The 23896-nt window shown below is 63.3% G+C and carries 23 protein-coding genes; 13 read left to right on the top strand and 10 right to left on the bottom strand.

Going from position 1 to position 23896, the window contains the following annotated elements; translation table 11 throughout:
* The 6 genes from metC to AC2CGW_RS06070 form a co-directional block, all read right to left on the bottom strand.
* Window positions 1-2700, bottom strand: coding sequence for a cystathionine beta-lyase (gene metC / locus AC2CGW_RS06095; protein ID WP_186720571.1), 2700 nt, complete (start codon window positions 2698-2700; stop codon window positions 1-3).
* A gap of 131 nt (window positions 2701-2831) precedes the next feature.
* Window positions 2832-3422, bottom strand: coding sequence for a cysteine dioxygenase family protein (locus tag AC2CGW_RS06090; protein ID WP_186720573.1), 591 nt, complete (start codon window positions 3420-3422; stop codon window positions 2832-2834).
* Between the two features lie 29 nt (window positions 3423-3451).
* Window positions 3452-4270 carry an amino acid ABC transporter ATP-binding protein gene (locus AC2CGW_RS06085; protein WP_186720575.1) on the bottom strand — a complete coding sequence of 273 codons (819 nt, stop codon included), beginning with the start codon at window positions 4268-4270 and terminating at the stop codon, window positions 3452-3454.
* On the bottom strand, window positions 4260-4940 hold the full coding sequence (locus tag AC2CGW_RS06080; RefSeq protein ID WP_288375029.1) for an amino acid ABC transporter permease: 681 nt from the start codon (window positions 4938-4940) through the stop codon (window positions 4260-4262). Before AC2CGW_RS06080 ends, AC2CGW_RS06085 begins: the two co-directional genes overlap by 11 nt.
* Window positions 4930-5664 (bottom strand): amino acid ABC transporter permease, encoded by a 735-nt coding sequence (locus AC2CGW_RS06075; protein ID WP_288375031.1) that lies wholly within the window; start codon window positions 5662-5664, stop codon window positions 4930-4932. Before AC2CGW_RS06075 ends, AC2CGW_RS06080 begins: the two co-directional genes overlap by 11 nt.
* Window positions 5664-6503, bottom strand: a complete 840-nt coding sequence (locus tag AC2CGW_RS06070; RefSeq protein WP_186707807.1) for a transporter substrate-binding domain-containing protein — start codon at window positions 6501-6503, stop codon at window positions 5664-5666. Before AC2CGW_RS06070 ends, AC2CGW_RS06075 begins: the two co-directional genes overlap by 1 nt.
* A gap of 273 nt (window positions 6504-6776) precedes the next feature.
* Here AC2CGW_RS06070 and AC2CGW_RS06065 point away from each other — a divergent pair, with 273 nt between their 5' ends.
* The 7 genes from AC2CGW_RS06065 (at window position 6777) to AC2CGW_RS06035 (ending at window position 14100) form a co-directional block, all read left to right on the top strand.
* Window positions 6777-7634, top strand: coding sequence for a LysR substrate-binding domain-containing protein (locus AC2CGW_RS06065; RefSeq protein WP_186664022.1), 858 nt, complete (start codon window positions 6777-6779; stop codon window positions 7632-7634).
* A 65-nt stretch (window positions 7635-7699) separates the two neighbouring features.
* Window positions 7700-8068 (top strand): glyoxalase superfamily protein, encoded by a 369-nt coding sequence (locus AC2CGW_RS06060; protein ID WP_288375036.1) that lies wholly within the window; start codon window positions 7700-7702, stop codon window positions 8066-8068.
* A gap of 205 nt (window positions 8069-8273) precedes the next feature.
* Window positions 8274-8666 carry a hypothetical protein gene (locus tag AC2CGW_RS06055; protein ID WP_288375038.1) on the top strand — a complete coding sequence of 131 codons (393 nt, stop codon included), beginning with the start codon at window positions 8274-8276 and terminating at the stop codon, window positions 8664-8666.
* Between the two features lie 482 nt (window positions 8667-9148).
* Window positions 9149-10729, top strand: coding sequence for an ATP-binding cassette domain-containing protein (locus AC2CGW_RS06050; RefSeq protein ID WP_288375040.1), 1581 nt, complete (start codon window positions 9149-9151; stop codon window positions 10727-10729).
* Window positions 10730-10856: 127 nt separating this feature from the next.
* Window positions 10857-11873, top strand: a complete 1017-nt coding sequence (locus AC2CGW_RS06045; protein WP_054891515.1) for a branched-chain amino acid aminotransferase — start codon at window positions 10857-10859, stop codon at window positions 11871-11873.
* A gap of 189 nt (window positions 11874-12062) precedes the next feature.
* Window positions 12063-12743 carry a response regulator transcription factor gene (locus tag AC2CGW_RS06040; RefSeq protein ID WP_186664016.1) on the top strand — a complete coding sequence of 227 codons (681 nt, stop codon included), beginning with the start codon at window positions 12063-12065 and terminating at the stop codon, window positions 12741-12743.
* The gene (locus tag AC2CGW_RS06035) at window positions 12721-14100 is read left to right on the top strand and encodes a sensor histidine kinase (RefSeq protein ID WP_288375042.1); all 1380 of its coding nucleotides are present in this window, start codon (window positions 12721-12723) and stop codon (window positions 14098-14100) included. Before AC2CGW_RS06040 ends, AC2CGW_RS06035 begins: the two co-directional genes overlap by 23 nt.
* Window positions 14101-14184: 84 nt before the next feature.
* Here the strand turns inward: AC2CGW_RS06035 and cysS are convergent, their stop codons facing one another.
* The gene (cysS, locus tag AC2CGW_RS06030) at window positions 14185-15567 is read right to left on the bottom strand and encodes a cysteine--tRNA ligase (RefSeq protein ID WP_186664012.1); all 1383 of its coding nucleotides are present in this window, start codon (window positions 15565-15567) and stop codon (window positions 14185-14187) included.
* 9 nt (window positions 15568-15576) lie between these two features.
* Complete coding sequence (locus tag AC2CGW_RS06025) at window positions 15577-17277, bottom strand: glutamine--tRNA ligase/YqeY domain fusion protein (protein ID WP_186664010.1); 1701 nt, start codon at window positions 17275-17277, stop codon at window positions 15577-15579.
* A 246-nt stretch (window positions 17278-17523) separates the two neighbouring features.
* Between AC2CGW_RS06025 and AC2CGW_RS06020 the strand changes: the two genes are divergently transcribed.
* Window positions 17524-18024, top strand: a complete 501-nt coding sequence (locus tag AC2CGW_RS06020; RefSeq protein WP_186664009.1) for a peptidylprolyl isomerase — start codon at window positions 17524-17526, stop codon at window positions 18022-18024.
* Window positions 18021-18743, top strand: a complete 723-nt coding sequence (locus tag AC2CGW_RS06015; RefSeq protein WP_186664007.1) for a UDP-2,3-diacylglucosamine diphosphatase — start codon at window positions 18021-18023, stop codon at window positions 18741-18743. Before AC2CGW_RS06020 ends, AC2CGW_RS06015 begins: the two co-directional genes overlap by 4 nt.
* Before the next feature lie 51 nt (window positions 18744-18794).
* Here AC2CGW_RS06015 and pvdQ read toward each other — a convergent pair whose 3' ends face one another.
* A complete protein-coding gene (gene pvdQ / locus AC2CGW_RS06010) occupies window positions 18795-21137 on the bottom strand; it encodes a bifunctional acylase PvdQ (protein WP_484573695.1) in 2343 nt (780 codons plus the stop codon).
* A gap of 171 nt (window positions 21138-21308) precedes the next feature.
* On the opposite strand from pvdQ, the gene AC2CGW_RS06005 reads away from it, so the two are divergent.
* Window positions 21309-21683, top strand: a complete 375-nt coding sequence (locus tag AC2CGW_RS06005) for a fe2+ zn2+ uptake regulation protein (RefSeq protein WP_186720588.1) — start codon at window positions 21309-21311, stop codon at window positions 21681-21683.
* A gap of 35 nt (window positions 21684-21718) precedes the next feature.
* Here the strand turns inward: AC2CGW_RS06005 and AC2CGW_RS06000 are convergent, their stop codons facing one another.
* Window positions 21719-21907: a hypothetical protein gene (locus AC2CGW_RS06000; RefSeq protein WP_186665399.1), complete on the bottom strand. Its 189-nt coding sequence runs from the start codon at window positions 21905-21907 to the stop codon at window positions 21719-21721.
* 149 nt (window positions 21908-22056) lie between these two features.
* Between AC2CGW_RS06000 and AC2CGW_RS05995 the strand changes: the two genes are divergently transcribed.
* The 3 genes from AC2CGW_RS05995 to AC2CGW_RS05985 all read left to right on the top strand — a co-directional run bounded on the left by AC2CGW_RS05995 (window position 22057) and on the right by AC2CGW_RS05985 (window position 23814).
* Window positions 22057-22518 carry a hypothetical protein gene (locus AC2CGW_RS05995; protein WP_288375051.1) on the top strand — a complete coding sequence of 154 codons (462 nt, stop codon included), beginning with the start codon at window positions 22057-22059 and terminating at the stop codon, window positions 22516-22518.
* 231 nt (window positions 22519-22749) lie between these two features.
* Window positions 22750-23130 (top strand): Mor transcription activator family protein, encoded by a 381-nt coding sequence (locus tag AC2CGW_RS05990; protein WP_186663999.1) that lies wholly within the window; start codon window positions 22750-22752, stop codon window positions 23128-23130.
* A gap of 42 nt (window positions 23131-23172) precedes the next feature.
* A complete protein-coding gene (locus AC2CGW_RS05985) occupies window positions 23173-23814 on the top strand; it encodes a DUF2589 domain-containing protein (RefSeq protein WP_186663997.1) in 642 nt (213 codons plus the stop codon).
* Window positions 23815-23896 lie beyond the last annotated feature (82 nt).

Genomic DNA, 23896 nt, shown 5'->3' with positions numbered 1-23896 from the left:
TCAACGCGCCCGCCGCAGGGCCTGGTCCAGATCGCGTTGCAACGAACGCACGTCCTCCAGCCCCACGTGCAGGCGCACCAGGGGCCCGACCAGGGTTGGCGCACACTGGCGCTCGCGGGTCCCGGCCAAGGTCACCAGGCTTTCGTAGCCGCCCCAGGATGCACCGATCCCGAACAGGCGCAGGCCATTGACAAAGGACTCGGCGCTCGCCAGCGATGGGTTCGCCAGGGTGAAACTGAGCAAGCCATTGCTACCGCTGAAATCGCGCTGCCACAAGGCGTGCCCAGGGTGCTCCGGCAAGGCTGGATGGAACACCTGTTCCACCTCCTCGCGCTGCTGCAACCAGCGCGCGATGTCCAACCCCTGACGCTCGTGCACAGCCATGCGGCTGGCCAGGCTACGCGCACCACGCAACACCAGCCAGGCATCGTCGGGGCTTACGGTGCAGCCGCAGTTGTCGCTCATGCGCGAGAGCGCGGCAAAGGCTTCGCGGGTGGTACAGACACTGCCCATCATCACGTCGCTGTGTCCGCCCAGGTACTTGGTCAGGGCCATGACCGAAATGTCAGCGCCCAAGGTCAGCGGCCGGTGCAGGTAGCCCGAGCCCCAGGTGTTATCGACGGCCAACAGCACGCCGCGGGCCTTGCACAGGGCAGCCATGGCCGGCAGGTCGTTGAGCTCGTAGAGCAACGAGCTGGGGCTTTCGCTGTAGACCATGCGTGTTTCGGCGCGCAGCACCTGCTCCAGGTCACGGCCGTCGGCAGCGAAGTACTGCACCTGCACGCCGAAGGGTTCGAGCAGCTCACGCGCCAGGCGCCGCACCGGATCGTAGACACCATCGCTGATCAGCAGATGATCTCCCGGACGCAAGTAGGCCAGGAACGTCTGGGCGATTGCCTGCAGGCCGGTGGCGTACAGGCGGGTGCGATACCCCCCTTCCAGCTCGCTGACCAGGTCTTCCAGGGCAAAGGCCGTGGGGTTGCCACGGGCTCCGTAGCTGAGCACACGCTCCTGGTCGCGGCGGCTGCGGGCCTGGCGCATGTCGGCGACGCTGTCGAACAGCACCGTGCTCAGGCGGCTCACAGGCGGATTGACCCCATGCGCACCTGTACCCGGCTCGCCCCGACCACCGTGCACCAGGCGCGTGGCCACCGGGTCGACAGGGGTCAACGGACTGAAGCTTGCGGTTTCGGCCTCGTTCATCTGGGCGATCAGGCCGGTTTCCCAGGCCAGGTACTGTCGAGCCGCGTCCTTGTTGCCGCTGTGCCGGTCATGGACGAAGAACAGGAAGTCGATACAGGCTGCATCCGGCAACGACAGGTCATTCTCCACCTGCGGCCAGTCGTTCAGCGATGCACGGGGGAACAGGCGTGCGGCCTGTTGCTGAGCAGGTGTCAGCTCGGCGAGCGCCAACTGCGCCACGCGCGGATCGTCGGCGATGAACACCAGGCGCTGCCCAGCCCCGCCCACCTGCTGCGCCAGCTGCGGACGGATCGACCACCGGGCGCCTTGCAGGTGGCGCTTGCGGTAGGCGGTGCTGGAGCGCAGGTCGATCAGCAACGCGTCTGCAAGCTCATCGACGCGGGCTTCGGCGAGGGTCACCGGCAATGGTGCAGCCACGTCCAGAGCCAGGCCGCTGTCCAGGCCCCCTTCGAGCACATGGGCCTCGTGGCCCATCTGGCGCAGCCAACTGGCGACCACTGGCGCGCGCACGCCATCCGTGTCGAACAGCACCACACGGGCCTTGCGCACACCGATATACAGGTCGGTGCCCTGGATCAGCTGGCCACCAGGGCAATGCTGTGCGCCCGGCAGGCTGCCGGCGGCGAACTCTTCGGGGGTGCGCACGTCGCAGAGAAACAGGCTGCGCCCGGCGTCGGCGGCCCACTGTCGGACCTGCTCTGCATCCACCCAGGCGACCCCCGCCTGCTGGGCCAGTTGCCGCGCCCGCGCACGTTGCCTGGTCAGCGCGGCGCCGCTGTGCTCGGAGTACCCACGCTGGCTACCGTGATCCAGCGGCAGATCCACCAGGTACCAGCCTTGGGTGCCGTTCTCCAAGGCATAGACCGGGTTGTCTATGCCCAGGTTGATCAGCGTCTGCGCACCGATGATGCTGCGGGTGCGGCCGGCGCAGTTGATCACCACCGGGGTGTGCGGGTCGCTCACCAGGTCTTCCAGGCGATAGCCCAGCTCGCCATTCGGGCAGCAGGTGGCGCCGGGGATGCTCATCTTGGCGAACTCCTCCAGCGGGCGACCATCGAGCAGCACCAACGGCTTGCCCTGGCGCTGCCACTCAGCCAGCTCCTGGGCGCTGATGCGCGGGGTGTGGCAGGCATGCTCGACCAGCTCGCCGAAGGCCTTCGAAGGCAGGTGCACACCGGCGAACAGCTCGAAACCGGCGCGCTGCCAGCCCAGGCTGCCGCCCTCCAGGCAATGCACGGCGGTATAGCCCAACGCTTGCAGACGCTCGGCTCCGCGTTGGGCCAACGCACCGCTGGTCTCATCGTAGACCACCACACGCACCGCAGGATTGGGCGCCAGGCGCGGCGCTTCGAGCTCAAGGCGGCTGTAGGGCAGATTGACGGCGTAGAACAGGTGGGCCTCGCCGTATTGACCGTGCTCGCGCAGGTCGAACAGGGCAATTTCCTGGCCGTCGAACAGCCAGGTGTGCAGAAGCTCGGGGGTGATGCTGGGGATCATGGGACGCAGTCCGTGGTCGTTGGTGGGGGGCAGCGCTGGGAGATCGTGTCGTTCCTTTCGCGGGCAAGCCCGCTCCTACAGGTGCCTTAGATGTAGGAGCGGGCTTGCCCGCGAAAAGCGCGACACCGATCTCAAAGCCCGTAAGCCTCGATCGAAGGCGCCATCTGTGATTTGTTGTAGTTCACCACGCTACCGTCATCCTTGACGCCGTAGCGGTGCTCCAGAGACTCCAGCGGGCGGCCATAGAGGTGGAAGTGCAGCGTCGGGCTGTCGCCCTCGACGCGGATGCCATGCAGGTCCTCGCCAAGGAAGGCCACCGAGGTTCCCGGCTGCACCACGATCTCGCGCTCCAGCGCCAGGGTGGCACGGGCCGGATCGCTGCCGTCGTCTTCGCGGCGGTACACGCGGTTGAGCTCTTGGCCCTCGACGGCGACGATGATCGCCCAGGTCTCGTGGTTGTGCGGCAGGGTCGCCTTGCCTGGCAACAGCGAATTGACGTACAGGGTCGGCGACTCGCCGTCGTCATTCAGGCGATAGCGAAACTGGGTTTCGCCGGTGGCGGCATCCGGGGCCGGAAAACGCTCGAAGTTGAACAATTCGCGGCGCTCGGCCAGGCGCTCGAGCAGCTTGACGATCTGCTGCAGGGCTGCACGGTCGACGCCGCGCGCATGGATGGCACGCACTTGCGCAAGGAACGGCTGGATCACGGAATCACGGGACATGGTCGGTCTCTCTTGGCTGGAGGCTGAAATCACACGCTGAGGCTGTAGCGCCCCAGGTTGGTCAATACATCGGGCGCCGGGCGGCTCGGGCGCTGGCTGCCCTCGCCCAGCGCGTGCTGGAGGAAGGCCTGGGTGCGCGCATGGGTCGGGGCACGGAACACCTGCTCGGCGCTGCCGTGCTCGACGATGCGGCCATGCTCGGTGAAGTACACCTGGTCGCTGATCTCTTCGGCAAAGCGCATCTCATGGGTGACCAGCACGCAGGTCATGCCCTCCTCGGTCAACTCGCGGATCACCGCCAGCACCTCGCCGACCATCTCTGGGTCGAGCGCCGAGGTCACTTCATCGAACAGGATCAGCTTGGGCCGCATGGCCAGGGCGCGGGCAATCGCCACGCGCTGCTGCTGGCCACCGGAGAGCTCACCCGGGAACGCCGTGGCCTTGTGCCCCAGGCGAACCTTGTCGAGCAGCGCCAGGGCCTCGTCGCGCACAGCCTGGCGCGGGCGGCCGAGCACCTTGGTCGGGGCGATCAGCAGGTTGTCGAGCACACTCAGGTGGGGAAACAGGTTGTACTGCTGAAAGACGAAACCGACCTGCTTGCGCAGGGCGATCAGCCCGGCTTCGCCCTGCAACTGCTCCACCGCGGTATCCCCTATGCGGATGTTGCCGTGCTGCGGGCGCAACAGCCCGGTCATGCAGCGCAGGATGGTCGATTTGCCTGAGCCGGACGGGCCGATGATCGACACCGCCTGCCCGGCCTGCACGTCCAGGTCGATACCGCGCAGCACCGGATTGTCGCCAAAGGCCAGGTGCACATCGCGAAGCTGGATCAAAGGTTCAGAAGGCATAGCGACGCTCCAGGCGTTGGGTCAGGCGGGCAATCGGGTAGCAGTAGAAGAAGAACAGCGCCAGCACACTGAAATACACCAGCACCGTGAAACCGCTGCGGTTGACGGTGTTGGCAGCGATCTGCGCACTGTCGATCAGGTCGTGCACGCCCACCAGCGAAGCCAGCGCGGTGCCCATGGTCACCACCGCGTACAGGTTCATCCACGGCGGCAACATGCGCCGCAGGCACTGCGGCAGAATGATCGAGGAGAAAATCTGGCCACGGCTGAAGGCCAGCGAACGCGCGGCCTCCCACTGAGTGGCCGGAATCGAAGCGACCGCGCCGCGGAAGATCTCGGCTACGTTGGCGCTGGCTGGCAGTGCAAGGCCCACGGTGACCTTGAGCCAGTCGGGAAAGGCCACCCAGGCACCGGCGATCTGCACATCGAACGGGAATACATAGGAGGTAAAGTAGATCAGCACCAACCAGGGTGCATTGCGAAACACCTGCACCCACAACCGCGCCACGCCGCGCAGGGGGCGCAGCGGCGACAGCAGCAGGATCCCCACCAGCAGCCCCAGCAGCGTGCCCAGGCCAATGGCGCCGACGCTGATCTGGATATTCTGCAGCAGGCCTGACCCCAGGGTGGGCGACCACTGCCAGAGCGTGGCGAAATGCTCAATGGCCATAACCCGGCATCCTCAGGCGCGCTTCCAGGGCGCGACCGATACAGTTGACTGCAAAGCTGAGCAGTCCGAAAAAGGCCAGGATCAGCAGCATCAACTCGATGACGTTGTCGCCCTGGGTCCAGATCATGATCGACGCATAGGTAATGTCGTTGACGGCGATGGCCGAGGCCACCGCGGTCATCTTCACCAGGTCGATCAAGTTGTTGACCAGCGCCGGCAAGGCGAAACGCACGGCCAGCGGCAGTTGCACCTGCAGCAGTTGCTGGCGACGGCTGAAGGCCAGCGAGCTGGCCGCTTCGAGCGTCACCGCCGGCACGGCTTCGATCCCGGCGCGCAGGGCTTCGGCGTGAAAGGCGCCCTTGTGCAGGGAGATCACCAGCACCACCCAGGCGAACGGGGTCATGGGGTTGGCACTGCCCAGGCTCTGGTTGATCAGCATGTTCAGCACCAGGAAAGCGCAATACAGCTGCACCAGGGTCGGCGTGTTACGCGTCACCTCGATGAAGGCCCGCGCCGGCCAGGCCAGCCAGCGCTGCCCGGACGTGACCGCAGCAGCCAACAACACCCCCACCAGCAGGCTGCCGACGATGCTGAACAGGCACAGACCGAGGGTGGTCAACGCACCGCCGAGCAGCTTGCCGCTGGCATAGGCGTCGAGCAGGAACGCGTAGTTCAGGCCGAGATGGGCAAGCTGCCCCACCAGCCAGTGCAGGCTGTCGCTCATCAGGCGCCTTCGCCCTGCAGCTTGGCACGCAATTCCACCAGCGCCGGCGAGGCCGGGGTGATGTGGTTGGCCTGCTCACGCTCGATCAGCCAGCCACTGCGGTGCCACTGCTTGACGAAGGGGTCCAGGCGCTGCTGGGTATCGGTTTCGCCCAGGCGGGTCCAGATCACCGAGGGCGCGGGGTTCAGTTCCGGGGCCAGGGCACGATAGCCGCTCCACTCTCCCCCCTTGGCCAACAGCGGATTGATCAGCGTGGCGTCATGCACCGCGGCCACGCAGTTGTTGCCGCGCAGGGCCAGCAGGGATTCGGCGGAGGTCTTGAAGGCCTTGAGGTCGGCGCCCAGGTCGATCAGCGCCTGGGTGTAGCTGCTGCCCTGGGAGGTGCACACCGGCTGGCCCTTGAGGTCGGCCCAGGTCTTGACCGGGCTGTCCTTGGCCAGCGCGGCGGTGCCGCCGACCCGGTAGAACGGCGTGGGCACGTGGCCCAGCAGCTTGTCGCGCTCAGGTGTCCATTCCATGTTGGCGATCAGCAGATCGACCTTGCCCTGTTGCAGGAACTGCACGCGGTTGGCCGGCTGTACGGCGACCAGATCGACCTCGACGCCCAACTGGCGTGCCAGGTCGCGAGCCAGGTCGACGCTGAAACCGATTGGCTCGCGGGTATTCGGGTCGATGGCCCCGAAGGGGCCACCGGAAAGCACCACACCCACCGCCAGCTTGTGGCGCTGCTGGATCTTGTCCAGGGTGGCATCGGCCTGGGCAAGGCCGCTGGCGGCCAGGCCGGTGGTGGCGAGCAACGCGGCAAAAAGGCCGCGACGGGCAACGGTGGACAGCGACATGGTGGGCTCCTGATCCCGGCAGCCGGAACACCCGGCCAATGAGGGCGCATCCTAGAAACTTGGCAGGATCAGGGGAAATGCAAATATTGCCTATCGTTATAACTTTGATCGCGTGATCAGCAGCTTTATTTGGCATAAGCAGCGAAAACAAAGGGGATTTCACCCAGACATTGCAAATCCAGGCCAACAAAACATAATGTTTCTTTATCGTTTATTGATCGACAGTAATGTAAAAACAGGCGATCCGCCCCCATTCCAACCGCAGGCCCGCCCATGACCACACCCGCCCTGGACCTCGATTTGCTGCGCACCTTCGTCGCCATCGTCGATCACACAAGCTTCGCCGAAGCGGGTCGTCACCTGGCCCGCACCCAGGCCTCGGTCACTCAACACATGCAACGCCTGGAACAGCAGGTGGGCGTGGCGCTGCTGCGCAAGCAGGGCCGGCACAAAGCCCTCACCGACGCCGGCCGGCAGCTGCTGCGCCATGCCCGGCAGATGCTCGCACTCAACGACGAAGCCCTCGCCGGCCTGCGCCAGGACGGCCTGAGCGGCGTGCTGCGGATCGGTTCGCCGCACGACATCGCCGACACCATCCTGCCACCGCTGCTCGGCCATATCGCCCGTTCGGCGCCGAACCTGCGCCTGGAGATAGACGTCGGCCGTAGCCCGTTCCTGATGGACGACCTGCAGCGTGGCAAGGTCGACATGGTCATTTCCACCGTCAACGCCCCCGGCGTCGAGGGTTTCGCCTTGCGTACCTCGCCGGTGTGGTGGATCTGTGCAGCGCAGTACCAGCACATCCCCGGCGAACCGCTGCCGCTAGTGCTGGTGGACGAACCGAGCCTGTATCGCCGACTGGCCCTGGACGCCCTGGAACAGGCCGGCATCCCGTGGCGCCAGGCCTACCTGGCGTCCAACCTGATCGGCATCAAGGCTGCGGTGCGCGCAGGCTTGGGCATCACCGCGCGCAGCCAGGAAATGGTCGGCCCGGACATGCGTGTGCTCGGCCAGAGTGATGGCCTGCCGCCGTTGCCTGACGTCACCTATCACCTGTGGGTGCGGGCCAACACGGTCAACCCCCTGGTACGCCAGGCCTATGCCATGGTACGCGCCAGCGTGGGGCTGTGAGCCAATCGCCACGGCCGACCGCGATGCGCTAGAGTGGCGACCTCTCACCCGGTAAGGATGCCCCCATGCAATTCGCCCCCGCCATTCCCGTGCTGCGCATCTTCTCGGTCGACAAGGCCAAGGAGTTCTACCTCGACTTCCTGGCCTTCAGCCTCGACTGGGAACACCGCTTCGCCCCCGACCTGCCGCTGTACGCGCAAATACACCGCGACGGGCTGATCCTGCACCTGTCCGAGCACTATGGCGACGCCACGCCGGGCTCTACCGTGTTTGCCCGGGTCGAAGATCTAAAGGCGCTCGAAAGCGAACTGCAGGCCAAGCGGTACGGTTATTCACGCCCCGAAGCCGAGCGGGTGGACTGGGGGCTGCAAATGCAGATCCGTGATCCGTTCGGCAATTTGCTGCGGTTTTGTCAGCAGATTGGGGATGAATAACATTGCTGAAATCTCCCACACACTGTTTAGACACCCCTGAATAGGCTCAGCAGCGAAAGTTCTGCATTGTGCGCGCATCTGAAACAGATTCGGCACCAGTAAGGGACTTCGCTTGCAGGCTACAAGTACATATCACGTCGTCGATCATCACGGGATCACGTTCCAAATCAATGAAGTGACCGTCCAACCCTCAGATCGAAGTCGCTTGAACCAGCTTTGCTTAACTGCAGCCCGTCAAGACAACTATCGGGTTATCGACCTCATCCTCGAGGTCTACGATCGCATGCAGGCAAATGACAGACCATGCTGGCTGCGCGTAGCTATCTCCTCCCCCATTTCTCGAAGCCAGGCTGACCTGCTGAACGAGCAGCGCAACAGCGCCGGCGCTTTGTTCGGAAGCGCGGTCAGCACCCCCATCGGAACCATTACGCCAATAGGCGGCTTTGTAGTAGGGGGCCTGGTCGGCTCCTATGTCACCAGCCGCATCCCTACATTCCATTCCGGCGACAGAATCGTCAGTATTCAAGCCCAAGTCCAAGGCGGCATAGGACCCCAGCGCACCATCAAGAGCCTGATCATCAACAGCCGAGCAGCATGATGAACGATCTGATCAGCATCGCCTTCTTGTCACTGATTGCGTTCCTCACAGACAGAACCCTTCGTCGTCCAAACAGGCGCAAGTGGACGGGCATCGTTCTAATGTCATGCTCCATTGCAAGCCTTTTCTTTCTCGGACATGTGACATTGCTGGGCATCCCAGGATTTCTATGGCCTATATTTCTGGCCGCCACAGGAATCCACTTGCTTACCAATCAGACGAAATATTGTTCCGATGTAGATCCGTGATCCGTTCGGCAATTTACTGCGGTTTTGTCAGCAGATTGGGGACCACTGAACAGCACGCAGAGCAGCGATCCGGGTTGAGCCCTTTACCTGGGCTCTCCTGACCATTACCCTTGGCACCGCTACTCATTCACGAGGTGTTCGTCCAATGCGCCACTAATGCCGCCGTCCCCTTCGACGGCCAATCTTCAGCCCCTGCTTACAGGTGGGGATGTTGTGGCATGCGTGGAGTTACCCATGACGAATACGTCGATCCTGACGCTCGAGAGCGTCTCCCTGGCCTTGCCCGATGGCAGGTTGCTGTTTTCCGAACTCAATGAATCCTTCGACCAGCGGCGTACCGGGTTGGTCGGACGCAATGGCGTGGGCAAGAGCCTGCTGGGGCATATCCTTGCCGGCCTGCGCGCGCCCACTTCAGGGCGCTGTCGACGCATCGGCCGCGTCCACCATCTGGACCAGCAGAGCATCCACCGCAGCGCGACGGTTGCCGAGTTGGCCCAGGTCGCCCCGGTAGTCCAGGCCCTCGAGCGCATCGAGGCAGGCAGCACCGCCCCCAACGACTTCGACCTGGTCGCGGATCGCTGGGATGTTCGCGAGCGCTTTCGGGCATTGCTCGACCGACAAGGCTTTGCCAGCGTCGACCTGCAGCAAGCCCCAGCCACGCTCAGCGGCGGCCAGGCGATGGGCATCGCCCTGCTCGGTGCGTGGGCCAGTGATGCCGACTTCCTGATCCTTGACGAGCCCAGCAACCACCTGGACCGCTGCGCTCGCGCCAATCTCCTGGAAATGATCCAAGCTTGGGACAAAGGCCTGCTGGTGATCAGCCATGACCGCACACTACTGGCCTCCATGGAACGTATCGTGGAGCTTTCATCGCTCGGGCTGCAGGCATTCGGCGGCAACTACGCGTTCTACGCCGAGCAGAAAATGCACGCCCAAGCCCGGGCCGAGCAGGCGCTTGCGCGTGCCAAGCAGCAACAGCAACGCCAGGCCCGCGAACTGCAACGCCAGCACGAAAATCTCGTGCGGCATCAGGCGCAAGTGGGGCATCAAGCCAAGCATGCCAACCAGGCGAAGATCCTCATTGATCGCCAGCAGCAACGTAGCCAGGTGAGCGCCGGCAAGCAACGACGCGACCAGCAGGCTACACATCAAGCGCTGCACGAACAGGTCCGGGAGGCTGCGCGACAGGTCGAGCGACACACGGCGATCACCCTGCACGCGCCGACACCCGCACGTCATCGCGGGCGCGGAGTACTGCGACTAGACGCGCTGTGCCTGCCACGGGGCACAGCTACCCCGCTGAGCCTGAGCCTGTCACTTGGTGAGCGCCTGGGGCTGCTTGGGGCCAATGGCAGCGGAAAGTCCACGTTATTGAGGCTGCTGGCCGGAGAGCTACAGGCCACAGCAGGCACCCTGCAAATCAGCGGCGACGTTGTCCTGCTCGACCAGCATTGCAGTCAGTTGAAGCCTGGGCTGTCGCTGCTCGAGCACCTGCGCCAGGGCAACGCCGCCCTTTCACAGTCACAGATGCGAACCCGTCTTGCCCAACTGGGCCTGGACGCCGCCCGAATAGAGCTGCCCAGCACACTGCTCAGTGGCGGGGAGCGCATCAAGGGTGCGATGGCTGCAGTGCTGTACCGCGAACAACCGGTGGACCTGTTGCTGCTCGACGAACCCAACAACCACCTGGACCTGCCTTCGCTGCAGGCACTGGAAACCATGCTGGAGCAGTTCTCTGGCGCCCTGCTGGTCGCCTCCCACGACAGCGTATTCCTTGAATGCCTGCACCTTGATGGATGCCTCGACCTGGGCTGAACGACGAAGCATCCAGGGCAATTCATGACTGGCCGTTCCCCATCCTCTGCGGATGTATTATCGTGGCGAGGTGCGCATTTAAAAGCAGCCCGAGCGATCGGGCCTCTGCAAGACAATAGAGGGTGTCATGAGCAACGAGATCAACTGGGACAAGCTGGGCTTCGACTACATCAAGACCGACAAGCGCTACCTGTCCGTGTGGCGCAACGGCGAGTGGGACAAAGGCACCCTGACCGACGACAACGTGCTGCACATCAGCGAAGGCTCGACTGCCCTGCACTACGGCCAGCAATGCTTCGAGGGCCTGAAGGCCTACCGCTGCAAGGATGGCTCGATCAACCTGTTCCGCCCGGACCAGAACGCCGCCCGCATGCAGCGCAGCTGCGCCCGCCTGCTCATGCCGCACGTGCCGACCGATGTGTTCATCGAGGCGTGCAAGCAGGTGGTCAAGGCCAACGAGAAGTTCGTCCCGCCGCACGGCAAGGGTGCCTTGTACCTGCGCCCGTTCGTGATCGGCACCGGTGACAACATCGGCGTGCGTACCGCGCCGGAGTTCATCTTCTCGGTGTTCGCCATCCCGGTAGGCTCGTACTTCAAAGGCGGCATGAAGCCGCACAACTTCCAGATCTCCAGCTTCGACCGTGCCGCCCCTCAGGGCACCGGTGCAGCCAAGGTCGGGGGCAACTACGCCGCCAGCCTGCAACCGGGTTCCGAAGCGAAGAAAGCCAACTTCGCCGACGCCATCTACCTGGATCCGCTGACCCACACCAAGATCGAGGAGGTCGGTTCGGCCAACTTCTTCGGCATTACCGCCAACAACGAGTTCGTCACGCCAAAATCGGCCTCGGTACTGCCAGGTATCACTCGCCTGTCGCTGATGGAACTGGCGCAATCGCGCCTGGGCCTGACCGTGATCGAAGGCGATGTCGAAATCAGCAAGCTCGATCGCTTCATCGAAGCGGGCGCTTGCGGTACGGCCGCAGTGATCACCCCGATCGGTGGTATCGAGTACAACGGCAAACTGCACGTGTTCCACGACCTGGAAAAGGTCGGCCCGGTCACCCAGAAGCTCTACAACGAGCTGACCGGCATCCAGAGCGGTGACGTCGAAGCGCCGGCGGGCTGGATCATCAAGGTCGCCTGAGGCGTCGCCTTGCAATGAAAACGGGGCGTGTCAGCGATGGCACGCCCCGTTTTCATTGCTGTCAGGGCCAGTCTCTGTGCGGGAAAAGCCGATACTGGCACCATGCCCCCGATAGATGAATTTTTCTTAAATCGCCGTTTGTCTATTCTTTGGCACAATCAGTCATCCAATCGCCGCCCAGGTACTAGCATGCCCCGCGTACTGACCATCGAAGACGACGCCGTCACCGCCCAGGAAATCGTCGCCGAACTTTCCAGCCACGGGCTGGAAGTCGACTGGGCAGACAATGGCCGCGAAGGCCTGGCCAAGGCTATTGCCGGCGGCTATGACCTGATCACCGTGGACCGGATGCTCCCGGAAGTCGACGGCCTGACCATCGTCACCACCCTGCGCAGCCTGAAGATCGCCACGCCAATCCTGATGATCAGCGCCCTGTCCGATGTCGACGAACGCGTGCGCGGCCTGCGTGCCGGCGGCGACGACTACCTGACCAAACCTTTCGCCTCTGACGAAATGGCGGCCCGTGTCGAAGTGCTGCTGCGGCGCAACAGCGTGCCCATGACCCAGACCCGCCTGCAGGTCGCCGACCTGGAGCTGGACCTGATCAGCCATGAAGCCCGACGCGGCGAGAGCAGCCTGAACCTGCTGCCAACCGAATACAAACTGCTCGAATTCCTGATGCGCCACTCCGGGCAGGTCATCACTCGCATGATGATCTTCGAGGAAGTCTGGGGCTATCACTTCGATCCAGGCACCAACCTGATCGACGTCCACATCGGTCGTCTGCGCAAGAAGATCGATCCACCCGGCCAGACACCGCTGATCCGAACCGTACGGGGCTCCGGTTATGCCATTGCTGAACCCGTCTAAAGGCTGGAGCTCCTCGACCAGCCGCCTGCTGGCGCTGTACAGCTTCCTGTTCGTGGCCTGGAGCAGCATCCTCATGGGGGTGCTGTACTTCGAGGTCACCAGCTATCTGAACAAGCTGACCCGCCACTCCATGCTGCAACGCCAGCACCTCTTCGCGCACATGACCGGCAAGCAGCTGGACGATGCACTGATCGCCAGCCAGGCCTTCGAAGAACGCAGCTTCGACGCCTACGGCCTGTTCGACCCGCAACTCAACCCCATCGGCGGTCGTATCCGCTCGATCCCGGCGGAGTTGGGCCTGGATGGCAAGGTTCACGAACTCAAGCGTTGCCTGGATGCCGACGATCCGCACTTGCCGCGCGACAGCTGCGATGCCGTGGCGATCCATATCCCCGATGGCCGCTGGCTGGTGCTGGTGCGCGACAACGGCTCGTTGTTCGTGGTGACTCGGATCATTCTGCACGCACTGCTCTGGGGGATTTCACTGACGCTGATTCCCGGTTTCGCCGGCTGGTACCTGCTACGCAGGCGCCCGCTCAAGCGTATCCGCGCGGTACAGGCCAGCGCCGAGCTGATCGTCGCCGGCGATCTCACCCACCGTTTGCCGCTGTCGGCACGACGAGACGAGCTGGACATGCTGGCCGCGATCGTCAACGCCATGCTCGACCGCATCGAACGGCTGATGCACGAGGTCAAGGGTGTCTGCGACAACATTGCCCACGACCTGCGCACGCCGCTGACCCGCCTGCGGGCCCAGCTCTACCGCATTCGCCAGCAGAGTGGAGCGAACTCGCCGCAAGCCGAAGCGCTGGATCAGGCCATCAGCGAGACCGACACCCTGATGGCACGCTTCCGCGGCCTGCTGCGCATCAGCGAGCTGGAAGACCGCCAGCGCCGCGCAGGGTTCGTCGAGCTTGATCCGCACAATTTGCTGGTGGAGCTGCACGACTTCTACCTGCCGCTTGCAGAGGATGGCAGCATTCGACTGCAATTGGAGCAGCCTGCGCAACTGCCCGCGCTGCACGGCGACCGGGAGCTGCTGTTCGAGGCCTTGGCCAACCTGGTCGGCAATGCCATCAAGTTCACCCCAGAGGGGGGGCAGGTACGGATCCAGGCACGGCGGGACGACGATGGCGTGCATATCGCCATCGAGGACAGCGGGCCAGGGATTCCGGAACAGGAGCGGGCGGCGGTGCTCAAGCGCTTCTATCGCAGCGAGGAAGGCCATCGTCACCCAGGGTTCGGGCTGGGGTTGTCGATCGTCGCAGCGATCGTCGACCTGCACGGGTTCAGACTGGAAGTGGGCAGTAGCGAGCTAGGCGGGGCGAAGTTGGTACTGCACTGCTCGACTGCCTGAAAAGCATCGCGGGACAAGTCGGAGCGGCGGTTCGGCGCCCCGACATGTCCCGCTCGAGGGCTGCAGGGCAGCCCTCGAGCTGTATCAGTCAGCCAGACGCCAGGTGGTGGTGCCTTTGCTGTCTTCCAGCACCACACCCATGGCAGTCAGTTGATCGCGAATGCGATCGGACTCCGCCCAGTTTTTGTCCGTACGCGCCTGCAGACGCGCCTGGATCAAGGCTTCGACCTCGGCAGCATCGACACGGCCTTCGGCACCGGCACGCAAAAAGTCGTCGGCATCCAGTTGCAGCACACCCAGCACATCACCCAGCTCACGCAGGCGACCGGCAAGACCTGCCGCTGCATCAGCGTCGCTGTCGCGCAGGCGGTTGATCTCTCGCACCAGGTCGAACAGCACGGCACAGGCTTCGGGGGTGCCGAAGTCATCGTTCATCGCCACACTGAACCGCTCGACGAACGCCTCGCCACCCTTGGCAGCTACGCGCGGCAGGCCACGCAGTGCGTGATAGAAACGCTCCAGGGCGCCCTTGGCATCGCGCAAGCTGTCTTCGGAGTAATTGATGGCGCTGCGGTAGTGGCTCGCCACCAGCAGATAACGCACCACCTCCGGGTGGTACTTCTCGAGCACGTCGCGAATGGTGAAGAAGTTGTTCAGCGACTTCGACATCTTCTCGCCATTGATGCGAATCATGCCGCAGTGCATCCAGGCCGCCGCATAAGGCTTGCCGGTGGCCGCCTCGCTCTGGGCGATCTCGTTCTCGTGGTGCGGGAACTCGAGATCGCTGCCACCACCGTGGATGTCGAAGCTCTCGCCCAGGCAGCAGGTGGACATCACCGAGCACTCGATGTGCCAGCCCGGACGGCCCGGGCCCCAGGGCGAATCCCAGCTCGGCTCGCCCGGCTTGGCGCCCTTCCACAGGACGAAGTCCAGCGGATCCTGCTTGGCCTCGTCGACCTCGATGCGAGCGCCGATGCGCAGGTCTTCGATCTTGCGTCGCGACAGCTTGCCGTAGCCGACGAACTTGCCGACGCGGTAGTACACGTCGCCATTGCCCGGTGCGTAGGCATAGCCCTTGTCGATCAGGGTCTGGATCATCGCGTGCATGCCAGGAATGTGATCGGTGGCACGCGGCTCCAGGTCCGGCTTGAGGATGTTCAGGCGCCGCTCATCCTCGTGCATGGCATCGATCATGCGCGCAGTCAGCTCATCGAAGCGCTCGCCGTTTTCGTTGGCGCGGTTGATGATCTTGTCGTCGATGTCGGTGATGTTGCGTACGTACGTGAGCTCATAGCCGCTCTTGCGCAGCCAACGGGTAATCAGGTCGAACGCCACCATGCTGCGACCATGGCCCAGGTGGCAGTAGTCGTACACGGTCATGCCGCAGACGTACATGCGCACCTTGTTGCCATCCAGGGGTTTGAAAACTTCCTTGGTCTTGCTCAGGGTGTTGTAGATGTTAAGCACGAGGATTCCTTAGCTGCCCCACGAATCGCGCAGGGTCACGGTGCGGTTGAACACCGGGCGACCCGGCTGGCTGTCTTTCAGGTCGGCGCAGAAGTAGCCTTCGCGCTCGAACTGGAAGCGATCTTCTGGCTGGGCCTGGCCCAGCGAAGGCTCGGCACGACACCCCGTCAGCACCTGCAGCGATTGCGGATTGATGTTTTCAAGGAAGCTGCCGCCCTCATCGGTTTTCTCCGGGTTGGGCGAGCGGAACAGGCGGTCGTACAGGCGCACCTCGCATTCGACGCTGGCGGCGGCCGGCACCCAGTGGATCACGCCCTTGACCTTGCGGCCCTCGGGGTTCTTGCCCAGGGTGTCCGGATCGTACGAGCAGCGCAACTCGACGATATTGCCCTCGGCATCCTTGATCGCCTCGTCGGCACGAATCACGTAGCTGCCGCGCAGGCGCACCTCGCCGGCTGGCTCCAGGCGCTTGTACCCCTTGGGCGGCTCTTCCATGAAGTCATCACGGTCGATGTACAGCTCACGGGCGAACGGCAGGACGCGCACGCCCATGTCTTCCTTCGGGTGGCGCGGCAATTCGAGTTGCTCGACCTGGCCTTCTGGATAGTTGGTGATCACCACCTTCAGCGGACGCAGTACGCACATGGCGCGCGGCGCGGTGCGGTCGAGGTCGTCACGGATGCTGAACTCGAGCATCGACATGTCGACCACGCCATCGGAGCGGTTGGTGCCGACCATGTCGCAGAAGTTGCGGATCGAGGCCGGGGTGTAGCCACGACGGCGGTAGCCCGAGAGCGTGGACATGCGCGGATCGTCCCAGCCCTCGACGTGCTGCTCGTCCACCAGTTGCTTGAGCTTGCGCTTGGAGGTGATGGTGTAGTTCAGGTTCAGGCGGCTGAACTCGTACTGGCGTGGATGCGCCGGTACCGGCAGGTTGTCGAGGAACCAGTCGTACAGCGGACGATGGCCTTCGAACTCCAGGGTGCAGATCGAGTGGGTGATGCCCTCGATGGCGTCCGACTGGCCGTGGGTGAAGTCGTAGTTGGGGTAGATGCACCACTTGTCACCGGTCTGGTGGTGGTGGGCATGGCGGATGCGGTAAAGAATCGGGTCGCGCAGGTTCATGTTCGGCGAGGCCATGTCGATTTTGGCACGCAGCACACGCTCGCCGTCCTTGAACTCGCCGGCCTTCATGCGTGCGAACAGGTCGAGGTTCTCCTCGACGCTGCGCTCGCGGAACGGGCTGTTCTTCCCGGGCTGGGTCAGGGTGCCGCGATACTCCTTGGCCTGCTCGGGGGTGAGGTCGCACACGTAGGCCTTGCCGCGCTTGATCAGCTCGACCGCCCAGTCGTGCAACTGGTCGAAATAGTCGGAAGCGAAGCGCACCGGACCTGTCCACTCGAAGCCCAGCCACTTGACATCACGCTGGATGGCGTCGATGTACTCCTGGTCCTCCTTGGCCGGGTTGGTGTCGTCGAAACGCAAGTGGCAGGCGCCACCGAACTCCTGGGCCAGACCGAAGTTGACGCAGATCGACTTGGCGTGGCCGATGTGCAGATAACCGTTCGGTTCCGGCGGGAAGCGGGTGACGATACTGCTGTGCTTGCCCGAGTCCAGGTCAGCCTGGACGATCGGTCGCAGGAAGTTCGCAGGGACGGCGGGGGCGCCTTTGGCAGCGGCGTTGGTCGCGTTGTCGGTGGGCTTGCTCATAGGATCCTTGAATGCAGATGTCCGGTCCGGGTAGGCCGATTGAATCAAAGGGCCTATCATAGCCGAAGCAGTCAAGCTGCTGACAGCCGGGCACCGACAAACTGGCGCGATTTCTCGCAGCGTTTTGTCGCCAGCTGGCAAAATGGCCGCCGCGCGCCTTGTGTCGCCGCCGCCAGATCCTGCGTCAGGTACAGTACGCGACCTGTGCACCCTATTCTCGAATGCCTTGAAAGAGCGAATTTCAGCATGTCCAAAGTCAAACTGAGCACCAACCACGGCGACATCGTTCTGCAACTGAACGCCGAAAAAGCCCCGAAAACCGTCGAGAACTTCGTTCAGTACGTCAAGGACGGCCACTTCGACGGCACCGTCTTCCACCGTGTGATCAAGGGTTTCATGATCCAGGGCGGCGGCTTCGAGCCTGGCATGAACCAGAAGAAAACCCGCGCCAGCATCGAAAACGAAGCCGACAACGGCCTGAAGAACACCAAGTACAGCATCGCCATGGCCCGCACCATGGAGCCGCACTCGGCCTCGGCGCAGTTCTTCATCAACGCTTCCGACAACGACTTCCTCAACCACAGCGGCAAGAACGTGCAGGGCTGGGGCTACGCGGTATTCGGCGAAGTGACCGAAGGCCGTGAAGTGGTCGATGCCATCGAGAAAGTCGCCACCGGTTCCAAGGCTGGCCACCAGGACGTGCCGAAGGACGACGTGATCATCGAGAAAGCCGAGATCATTGAGTGATCCTGCTGATCTCCGATCTGCACCTGCAAGAAGAACGCCCGGACATTACCCGGGCGTTTCTAGATCTGCTCGATGGGCGGGCGCGGCACGCCAAGGCGCTGTACATCCTTGGCGACTTCTTCGAAGCCTGGATCGGCGACGATGCCATGACGCCCTTCCAGCAATCGATCTGCCAGGCACTGCGCACGCTGTCAGACAGCGGCACAGCCATCTACCTGATGCACGGCAACCGCGACTTTCTCATCGGGCAGGACTTCTGCAAGGCCGCTGGCTGCACCCTGCTGGCCGACCCCAGCGTGGTTGAGCTGGGCGGTGAGCCGGTACTGCTGATGCATGGCGACACCTTGTGCACCCGCGACGTCGCCTACATGAAGCTGCGCCGCTACCTGCGCAACCCGCTGAGCCTCTGGATCCTGCGTCACTTGCCGCTGTCCACGCGCCAGAAGCTGGCACGCAAGCTGCGCAGTGAAAGCCAGGCGCAGACGCGGATGAAGAACACCGAAATCGTCGATGTCACCCCCGACGAAGTGCCCAAGGTGATGAGCGAGCACAATGTGCGTACGCTGATCCACGGCCATACCCACCGCCCTGCCCTGCACAAGCTGGTGGTCGAAGGCCAGCCGGCGCGACGCATCGTACTGGGAGACTGGGATCGCCGAGGCTGGGCGCTGCAGGTGGACGACCAGGGCATGCACCTGGCGCCATTCGAATTTTCCTGATGTGCAGCGGCCCTGAGGTGGTTTGCGCCACCGCAGGGCCACTGATTCCGCCTATTTTCCCGTGCTGACCAACGCCTGCTCATCCCGTTCGCGCACGACATACTGGCGATACTGAGGATCGGACGTGATCTGCGCCTCGGTAAACGGAATCGGCGCCAATTGCCCGGCAGCAAAGGCACGCGTCTGGTCGAAGGCATGCACCGAGGCCGACTCGCTCGACAGTGAAAACGCCAGCAGCCCCTGAGCCTGAGGCCCCTGTTCGGTGAAGCTGACCAGTTGCAGGTAGCTGGTACCACTGACCACCAGACGCTTCCCTGCCCCATGAGGCACACTGACCATGGCGTTATAGATCCCCAGCTCCTGCGGGCCACCAGGCACCGGCGTGCCGTCCAGCGCCTGCTGGACCTGCCCCCACTGCTGTTCTTGCACCATGCCGCCTTCCTGAACCTGCGCCAACGAAGCCAGCGCCGCCTCGCGGAGCAGCTTGCGCACTGCCGCTTGCTCTACCGCAAGACCGCGCGGCGTGTGCTGCGGATCGGCCGGATCGAACGCCACACGCCAGATGTGTGGTTGGCCGCCCAGCGTCTCCATGATGTTGGCAAAATGCACAAGCCCCATGCCGCTATCAGTGCCGGCCTTGCCGTTCCAGGCCTTGAGGCTCGCGCACAGCGTCTGCAGCTCGCTTTCGGCACCTTTGCACCAGTCCAGCAGCTCTGGCAGCACCTGACTGGCCAGATACACCTCGTCGTCCATCACCATTCGCTGCAGCTCCGGCACACCGAGCTTGTCGCGGCCTTGCAGGCGCTGCAAGGCAAAGCGGGTGCGCATGCCCAAGGGCTGGTCTTCACGGCTGACCAGCGGCGAGAAGCCGGTCAGTGGCTGGGCCGGGTTGACCTGCCAGGCCGAGTCGTTGGAGTTCTGCACGAAGTCCCCGCGCTCAAGGCTTGGTTGCATGCGCGCCGGAAAGATTCCAGGTTGTGCGGCGTCGGCGTCGATCTTCCACTGGCATGCGCTGCGCGAACCATCCAGGACCACCAACGGCCCCGCCAGCGACGGGTCGCTGCACTGGGCAAGCAGGGCCTTGTCGACATACGGCACCACCGACTGATTCAGGTACAGCGCACGGCCACCGGCATCCACTGCCAGGGTATTGACCCAGGGAATACCCTGCAGCTTGGCCACCGAGGCCTTGAGGCCATCGATGTCCTTGGCGCGGTTGATCCCGTACCACTGCTCGAGCACTCGCGTGTTATCGAGATTGGCATCGCGCAGGCTGTAGGCATAGTGGCTATCCCAGTCCAGGCGCCCCGGCCACTGCACCACAGGTCCGAACTTCGAGACATGGACCTGGCGCTGCACCTGACTGAGCGTTCCATCTACCCCCCTCACCGCAACAGTGATGGTCTGCTGTTCGAGCGGCAGCGACTGGCCATCAAGCAGGTAGCGGGTGGGATCCTTCGGATCGAGCTGCAGGCGGTAGAGGGTGAAGTGCTTGGAGGTGTCGACCGTGTGGGTCCAGGCCAGGTCGCGGTTGAAGCCGATATTGATCACGGGCAACCCCGGCAGCGCCGCCCCCATGACATCGAGTTGCCCAGGAATGGTCAACTGCATCTGGTAGAACCGCAGGCCTCCCACCCAAGGGAAGTGCGGGTTGGCAAGCAACAAGCCGCGCCCATTGGCCGAACGCTGTGCACCGACGGCCACGGCGTTGCTGCCGCGCTCGCTGGCGAACGCCTGCTGGCGCGCCAGGGCCACGCTGTAGTCGGCCTTGGGCCTGTGCATGGCAAGGCTCGGCGGCGTCGCCGCGACCACCGCTTCGGCGAACTGGCCGATGCCCCCTTCAGCCAGCAGTCGGCGGGTCAGCTTCACCAGGTCCAGGCTGGTGATTGGCCTGACCCAGTCGCCCGCCCCGCATTCCACCGGCAGCCCCTGGGCCTTGCGCTCGGCAAGCGCTCGGTTGTAGCCGGCAGCGTAGCCCTCCAGACGATCGCGAATTGACGCCGACTGCGCCTGGAGGAATCCGTTGACCGCCACATTGTCGTTCAGCCAGGTGAAGAACAGGTCACTGTCGAGGTTGTCGCGCTGCTCGACCGTCTTGCCTTCGACACCGAAATACTTCGACCGCTCACCATTGACCGTAAGCACTTCGCCAGCCAGCAGGCACAGGTTGTCCTGGGCGTAGGCGTAGCCGATGCCATAACCCAGGCCACGCTCGTCGCTGGCCAGGATGTGCGGCACACCGAAGCTGGTGCGACGGATCTGCGCCGAAGCATCGCCGGCAACTTCCCGCGCCTGCACGCCGGCGGCAGCGGTGGCGAGCACGATGGCCAGGCCAAGGCAGGACAAGGGACGCGATAGTGTGATCACGGGCACTCCTGGGGAATGAGAGGTCATCCCGATCAGACGAGCGGCCGGATGAAAATTTTACGTATTGCGCTGCGCGAGAACGTCTTGAAAAGGACGTGGCAGTTTTTTTTCAGCAAGAACTGCAGTTTTCCCGCGCTCATTCGTCCTAGTAGTTAGGTACTCATGATTTCGGGACAGTCCACGAAAAGGAGCATTCACATGTACAACCCGCAACTGCAGCCGCAGCGCCAGCGCACCGCTGACCGTGCAACGCCGCAAGACAGCGCTGGCGCACAGGAACGGATCGGCAACGAACAGATCCGCGAGCTGCTGCGCGCCTACGGTCTGCGCACCAGCCTGATCCGCCTGAAGGTCATCGATGCGCTGCATTCGGCCGATCGCAGCGGGCGCAGCATCGGCGTGCGCGGGGTGCATGCGCAGTTGGAGCAACTGGATATCCCGCTGTCATTCCTCAGTGTGCGCGAAGTGCTCAAGCGACTCTGCACCGAGGGCGTCATCAGCCTGGGCGATGACAAGTGCTACAGCCTCCAGCCCGCAGCCCGCGCCGTGCTGGAACAGAACGCCTTGCGCTGAATCCCGGGCCGGCCAGGACGGCCGGCTCGCCTGTCTCAGGACTTGACCTTGCGCCGCATGATGCCGTTGATCACCACGACGACCACGGCGATACCAATGGCCAAATACTGGAAGGTCTGCTCGCTGATCGTGCCCTGTTTCTGCAGATAGCTGAGGCCGAACATCACCCCCATCATCACCGCGATGATGAGAATCGAATATTTGAAACGCTGCATGTGTGTCATCGGCAATTCCTTGGAACATCGGGGACAAAAAAGCTCGTCACGAGCCGGCCACATGATACATGGCCAAATCCAGGTGCGATGCATTTCCTGCTGAGCTTCACCGCTCAAGATTGAAAACATGGACGCCCGGCTCATGCCCTGGAGCACCCATGACAAGACCCTTCCTGCTTTGCCCCCTGATATTTGTCCCGCTCACCTTCGCCCACGCCATTGACACCAGCACCCTGCCCCGCGAACAGCTGCTCGAACTCGGCGCACGCCTCGAAGCCACCAGCAGTAACAACCAGTGGCAGCAACTGTGGCAGCAAGTGCGTGGCAGCGGCTTGCTGCAGGCGCAGCCAAGCCAGTTGCACTTCGTCCTCCAACCCTCGGAACTGCCGGTCCTGGCCAGGTTGACCCTGGCACAGGCGCAGCAGGTGGAGGCGTTCGCCAGCACCCATGCGCGCTACCGCCGGGTATTCAGCCCGCAAGTCATCGGCTATCGCGGCGGCCAGGCGCTCGAAGCGCTGTGCGTGGACGTGGACTGGCGCGCACTCCCCGCCGGCGCGGTAGACAACCCTCAGCACTATCTGGGCGTGGTAAGCCTGCGTAAAGCCTATCCCTGTGAATGAAATGGGTGGGCACACCCTTGGAGCACAACCAAAAACTCGATCGAGATAGATCAAGACCTACAGCGAAATCATGGATCAACTTCCTACGTAAAAGCTCGCCTCTGCCTGCAAGAGACGCGCTACTGAAACTACAAAGCATGGGCCACTTGGCGCCTAGGAATGACTGGGAGGGGTGGCTGAGAATCTCTGCACACCAACCGTGCAGGCTTCAAAGACAAAAGGAAATCGCATATGGAACTGCCAGATCTGACTGCAATCGATGTCACTCTATTACCCCATTCGCTGCAATCACTGATCGAGTGCGTCGGCCTTGAAAATGCTTACCGGCTGACGTGCGCCTACGGTGGCCGCCCCAAGTACATCCCCAAACATCGGGACCGTACACGGCTGGCCGAGCTGTTGCCGGCAGAAGCACTGGACGCACTGATCAAGCGCTACGCTGGTGTCGCACTGGAGATTCCCAAGGCCGATCACTTCCAGCGCCAGTTGCGCAATCTGCAAATTCAGAAAGAAAGCGCCAGCGGGCTGTCGCGCAGCCTGCTCGCAGACAAGTACGGACTGAGCCTGCGTCAGATTGGCAACATCCGGCGCCAAGACAATCACCCCCACTGAAAACAGACCTGAACGGTCACCACCCACCAAGGAGTAATGCCTATGTCCATTGACAGCAGCCTGATCGGCTCCGTCATCAACTCTCTGCCCATGGACCGAATGATCGCCGGCCCCTTGCAGGCCATGGTCCAGGCGCAGGTCACCGCGAGCAAGTCATACGCCGACTTCCTCATGAATGTCTGCATCCAGGACGGCAAGGCAGTCGCCATCCAGTTCGACTACGACGAAACCGTCGTCGGTGAGGATGGCGAGTACAAAGGCGTCGTTGCCAAGAGCATGAAGGTGCCGCTGCTGGCGGCCATCACCCACCCGAACATTGCCATCGACGAGGGCAAGATCGAGTTCGAGATGACCATCAACCAGATGGCCGAGGATCGATCCGCCAAGGATATGGAAGGCAGCATGGAGGCCTCGCTCGGTTGGGGACCTTTCAAGCTGAATGTGAAAGGCAGTGTAAGCCACAAGTCGGAACAAACCCGCAAGACCGATACCCGAGCGCGCTATGCCTTCAACACCACCGTGCGCCGCCAGGAACCACCGGAAGCCCTCATGCGCGTGATGGAATTCCTCACCGATGCCGCAACCAAACCTACCGTGCTCGCCAGCGCAGAACTGCGCAGTACCGACAACATCTCCAGCGAAGACACCCTGCCCGGCGCAGAGAAACCCTCCGCAACGCCATGATGCCCAGCGCCGTGCCCCGTCCCCACCTGCCGCAGGTCTCCGCCCGGACACCTGCGGCATCAGCACTGGAGACCGATGATTG

The sequence above is a fragment of the Pseudomonas sp. SYWMCR5 genome (assembly GCF_057197165.1).
The sequence above is the reverse complement of the archived record's forward strand: the minus strand, read 5'-3'. Positions and strand labels throughout refer to the sequence as shown.

Excerpts from the sequence above, each read along its gene's own strand:
- AC2CGW_RS06040 (WP_186664016.1), top strand. The coding sequence starts at position 12,063 with ATGCCCCGCGTACTGACCATCGAAGACGACGCCGTCACCGCCCAGGAA.
- AC2CGW_RS06025 (WP_186664010.1), bottom strand. The coding sequence starts at position 17,277 with ATGAGCAAGCCCACCGACAACGCGACCAACGCCGCTGCCAAAGGCGCC.
- AC2CGW_RS05985 (WP_186663997.1), top strand. The coding sequence starts at position 23,173 with ATGTCCATTGACAGCAGCCTGATCGGCTCCGTCATCAACTCTCTGCCC.
- metC (WP_186720571.1), bottom strand. The coding sequence starts at position 2,700 with ATGATCCCCAGCATCACCCCCGAGCTTCTGCACACCTGGCTGTTCGAC.
- AC2CGW_RS05990 (WP_186663999.1), top strand. The coding sequence starts at position 22,750 with ATGGAACTGCCAGATCTGACTGCAATCGATGTCACTCTATTACCCCAT.
- AC2CGW_RS06075 (WP_288375031.1), bottom strand. The coding sequence starts at position 5,664 with ATGAGCGACAGCCTGCACTGGCTGGTGGGGCAGCTTGCCCATCTCGGC.
- AC2CGW_RS06050 (WP_288375040.1), top strand. The coding sequence starts at position 9,149 with ATGACGAATACGTCGATCCTGACGCTCGAGAGCGTCTCCCTGGCCTTG.
- AC2CGW_RS06085 (WP_186720575.1), bottom strand. The coding sequence starts at position 4,270 with ATGCCTTCTGAACCTTTGATCCAGCTTCGCGATGTGCACCTGGCCTTT.
- AC2CGW_RS06065 (WP_186664022.1), top strand. The coding sequence starts at position 6,777 with ATGACCACACCCGCCCTGGACCTCGATTTGCTGCGCACCTTCGTCGCC.
- AC2CGW_RS06020 (WP_186664009.1), top strand. The coding sequence starts at position 17,524 with ATGTCCAAAGTCAAACTGAGCACCAACCACGGCGACATCGTTCTGCAA.
- AC2CGW_RS06080 (WP_288375029.1), bottom strand. The coding sequence starts at position 4,940 with ATGGCCATTGAGCATTTCGCCACGCTCTGGCAGTGGTCGCCCACCCTG.
- AC2CGW_RS06005 (WP_186720588.1), top strand. The coding sequence starts at position 21,309 with ATGTACAACCCGCAACTGCAGCCGCAGCGCCAGCGCACCGCTGACCGT.
- AC2CGW_RS06060 (WP_288375036.1), top strand. The coding sequence starts at position 7,700 with ATGCAATTCGCCCCCGCCATTCCCGTGCTGCGCATCTTCTCGGTCGAC.
- AC2CGW_RS06000 (WP_186665399.1), bottom strand. The coding sequence starts at position 21,907 with ATGACACACATGCAGCGTTTCAAATATTCGATTCTCATCATCGCGGTG.
- AC2CGW_RS06090 (WP_186720573.1), bottom strand. The coding sequence starts at position 3,422 with ATGTCCCGTGATTCCGTGATCCAGCCGTTCCTTGCGCAAGTGCGTGCC.
- AC2CGW_RS06045 (WP_054891515.1), top strand. The coding sequence starts at position 10,857 with ATGAGCAACGAGATCAACTGGGACAAGCTGGGCTTCGACTACATCAAG.
- AC2CGW_RS05995 (WP_288375051.1), top strand. The coding sequence starts at position 22,057 with ATGACAAGACCCTTCCTGCTTTGCCCCCTGATATTTGTCCCGCTCACC.
- AC2CGW_RS06070 (WP_186707807.1), bottom strand. The coding sequence starts at position 6,503 with ATGTCGCTGTCCACCGTTGCCCGTCGCGGCCTTTTTGCCGCGTTGCTC.
- pvdQ (WP_484573695.1), bottom strand. The coding sequence starts at position 21,137 with ATGACCTCTCATTCCCCAGGAGTGCCCGTGATCACACTATCGCGTCCC.
- AC2CGW_RS06035 (WP_288375042.1), top strand. The coding sequence starts at position 12,721 with ATGCCATTGCTGAACCCGTCTAAAGGCTGGAGCTCCTCGACCAGCCGC.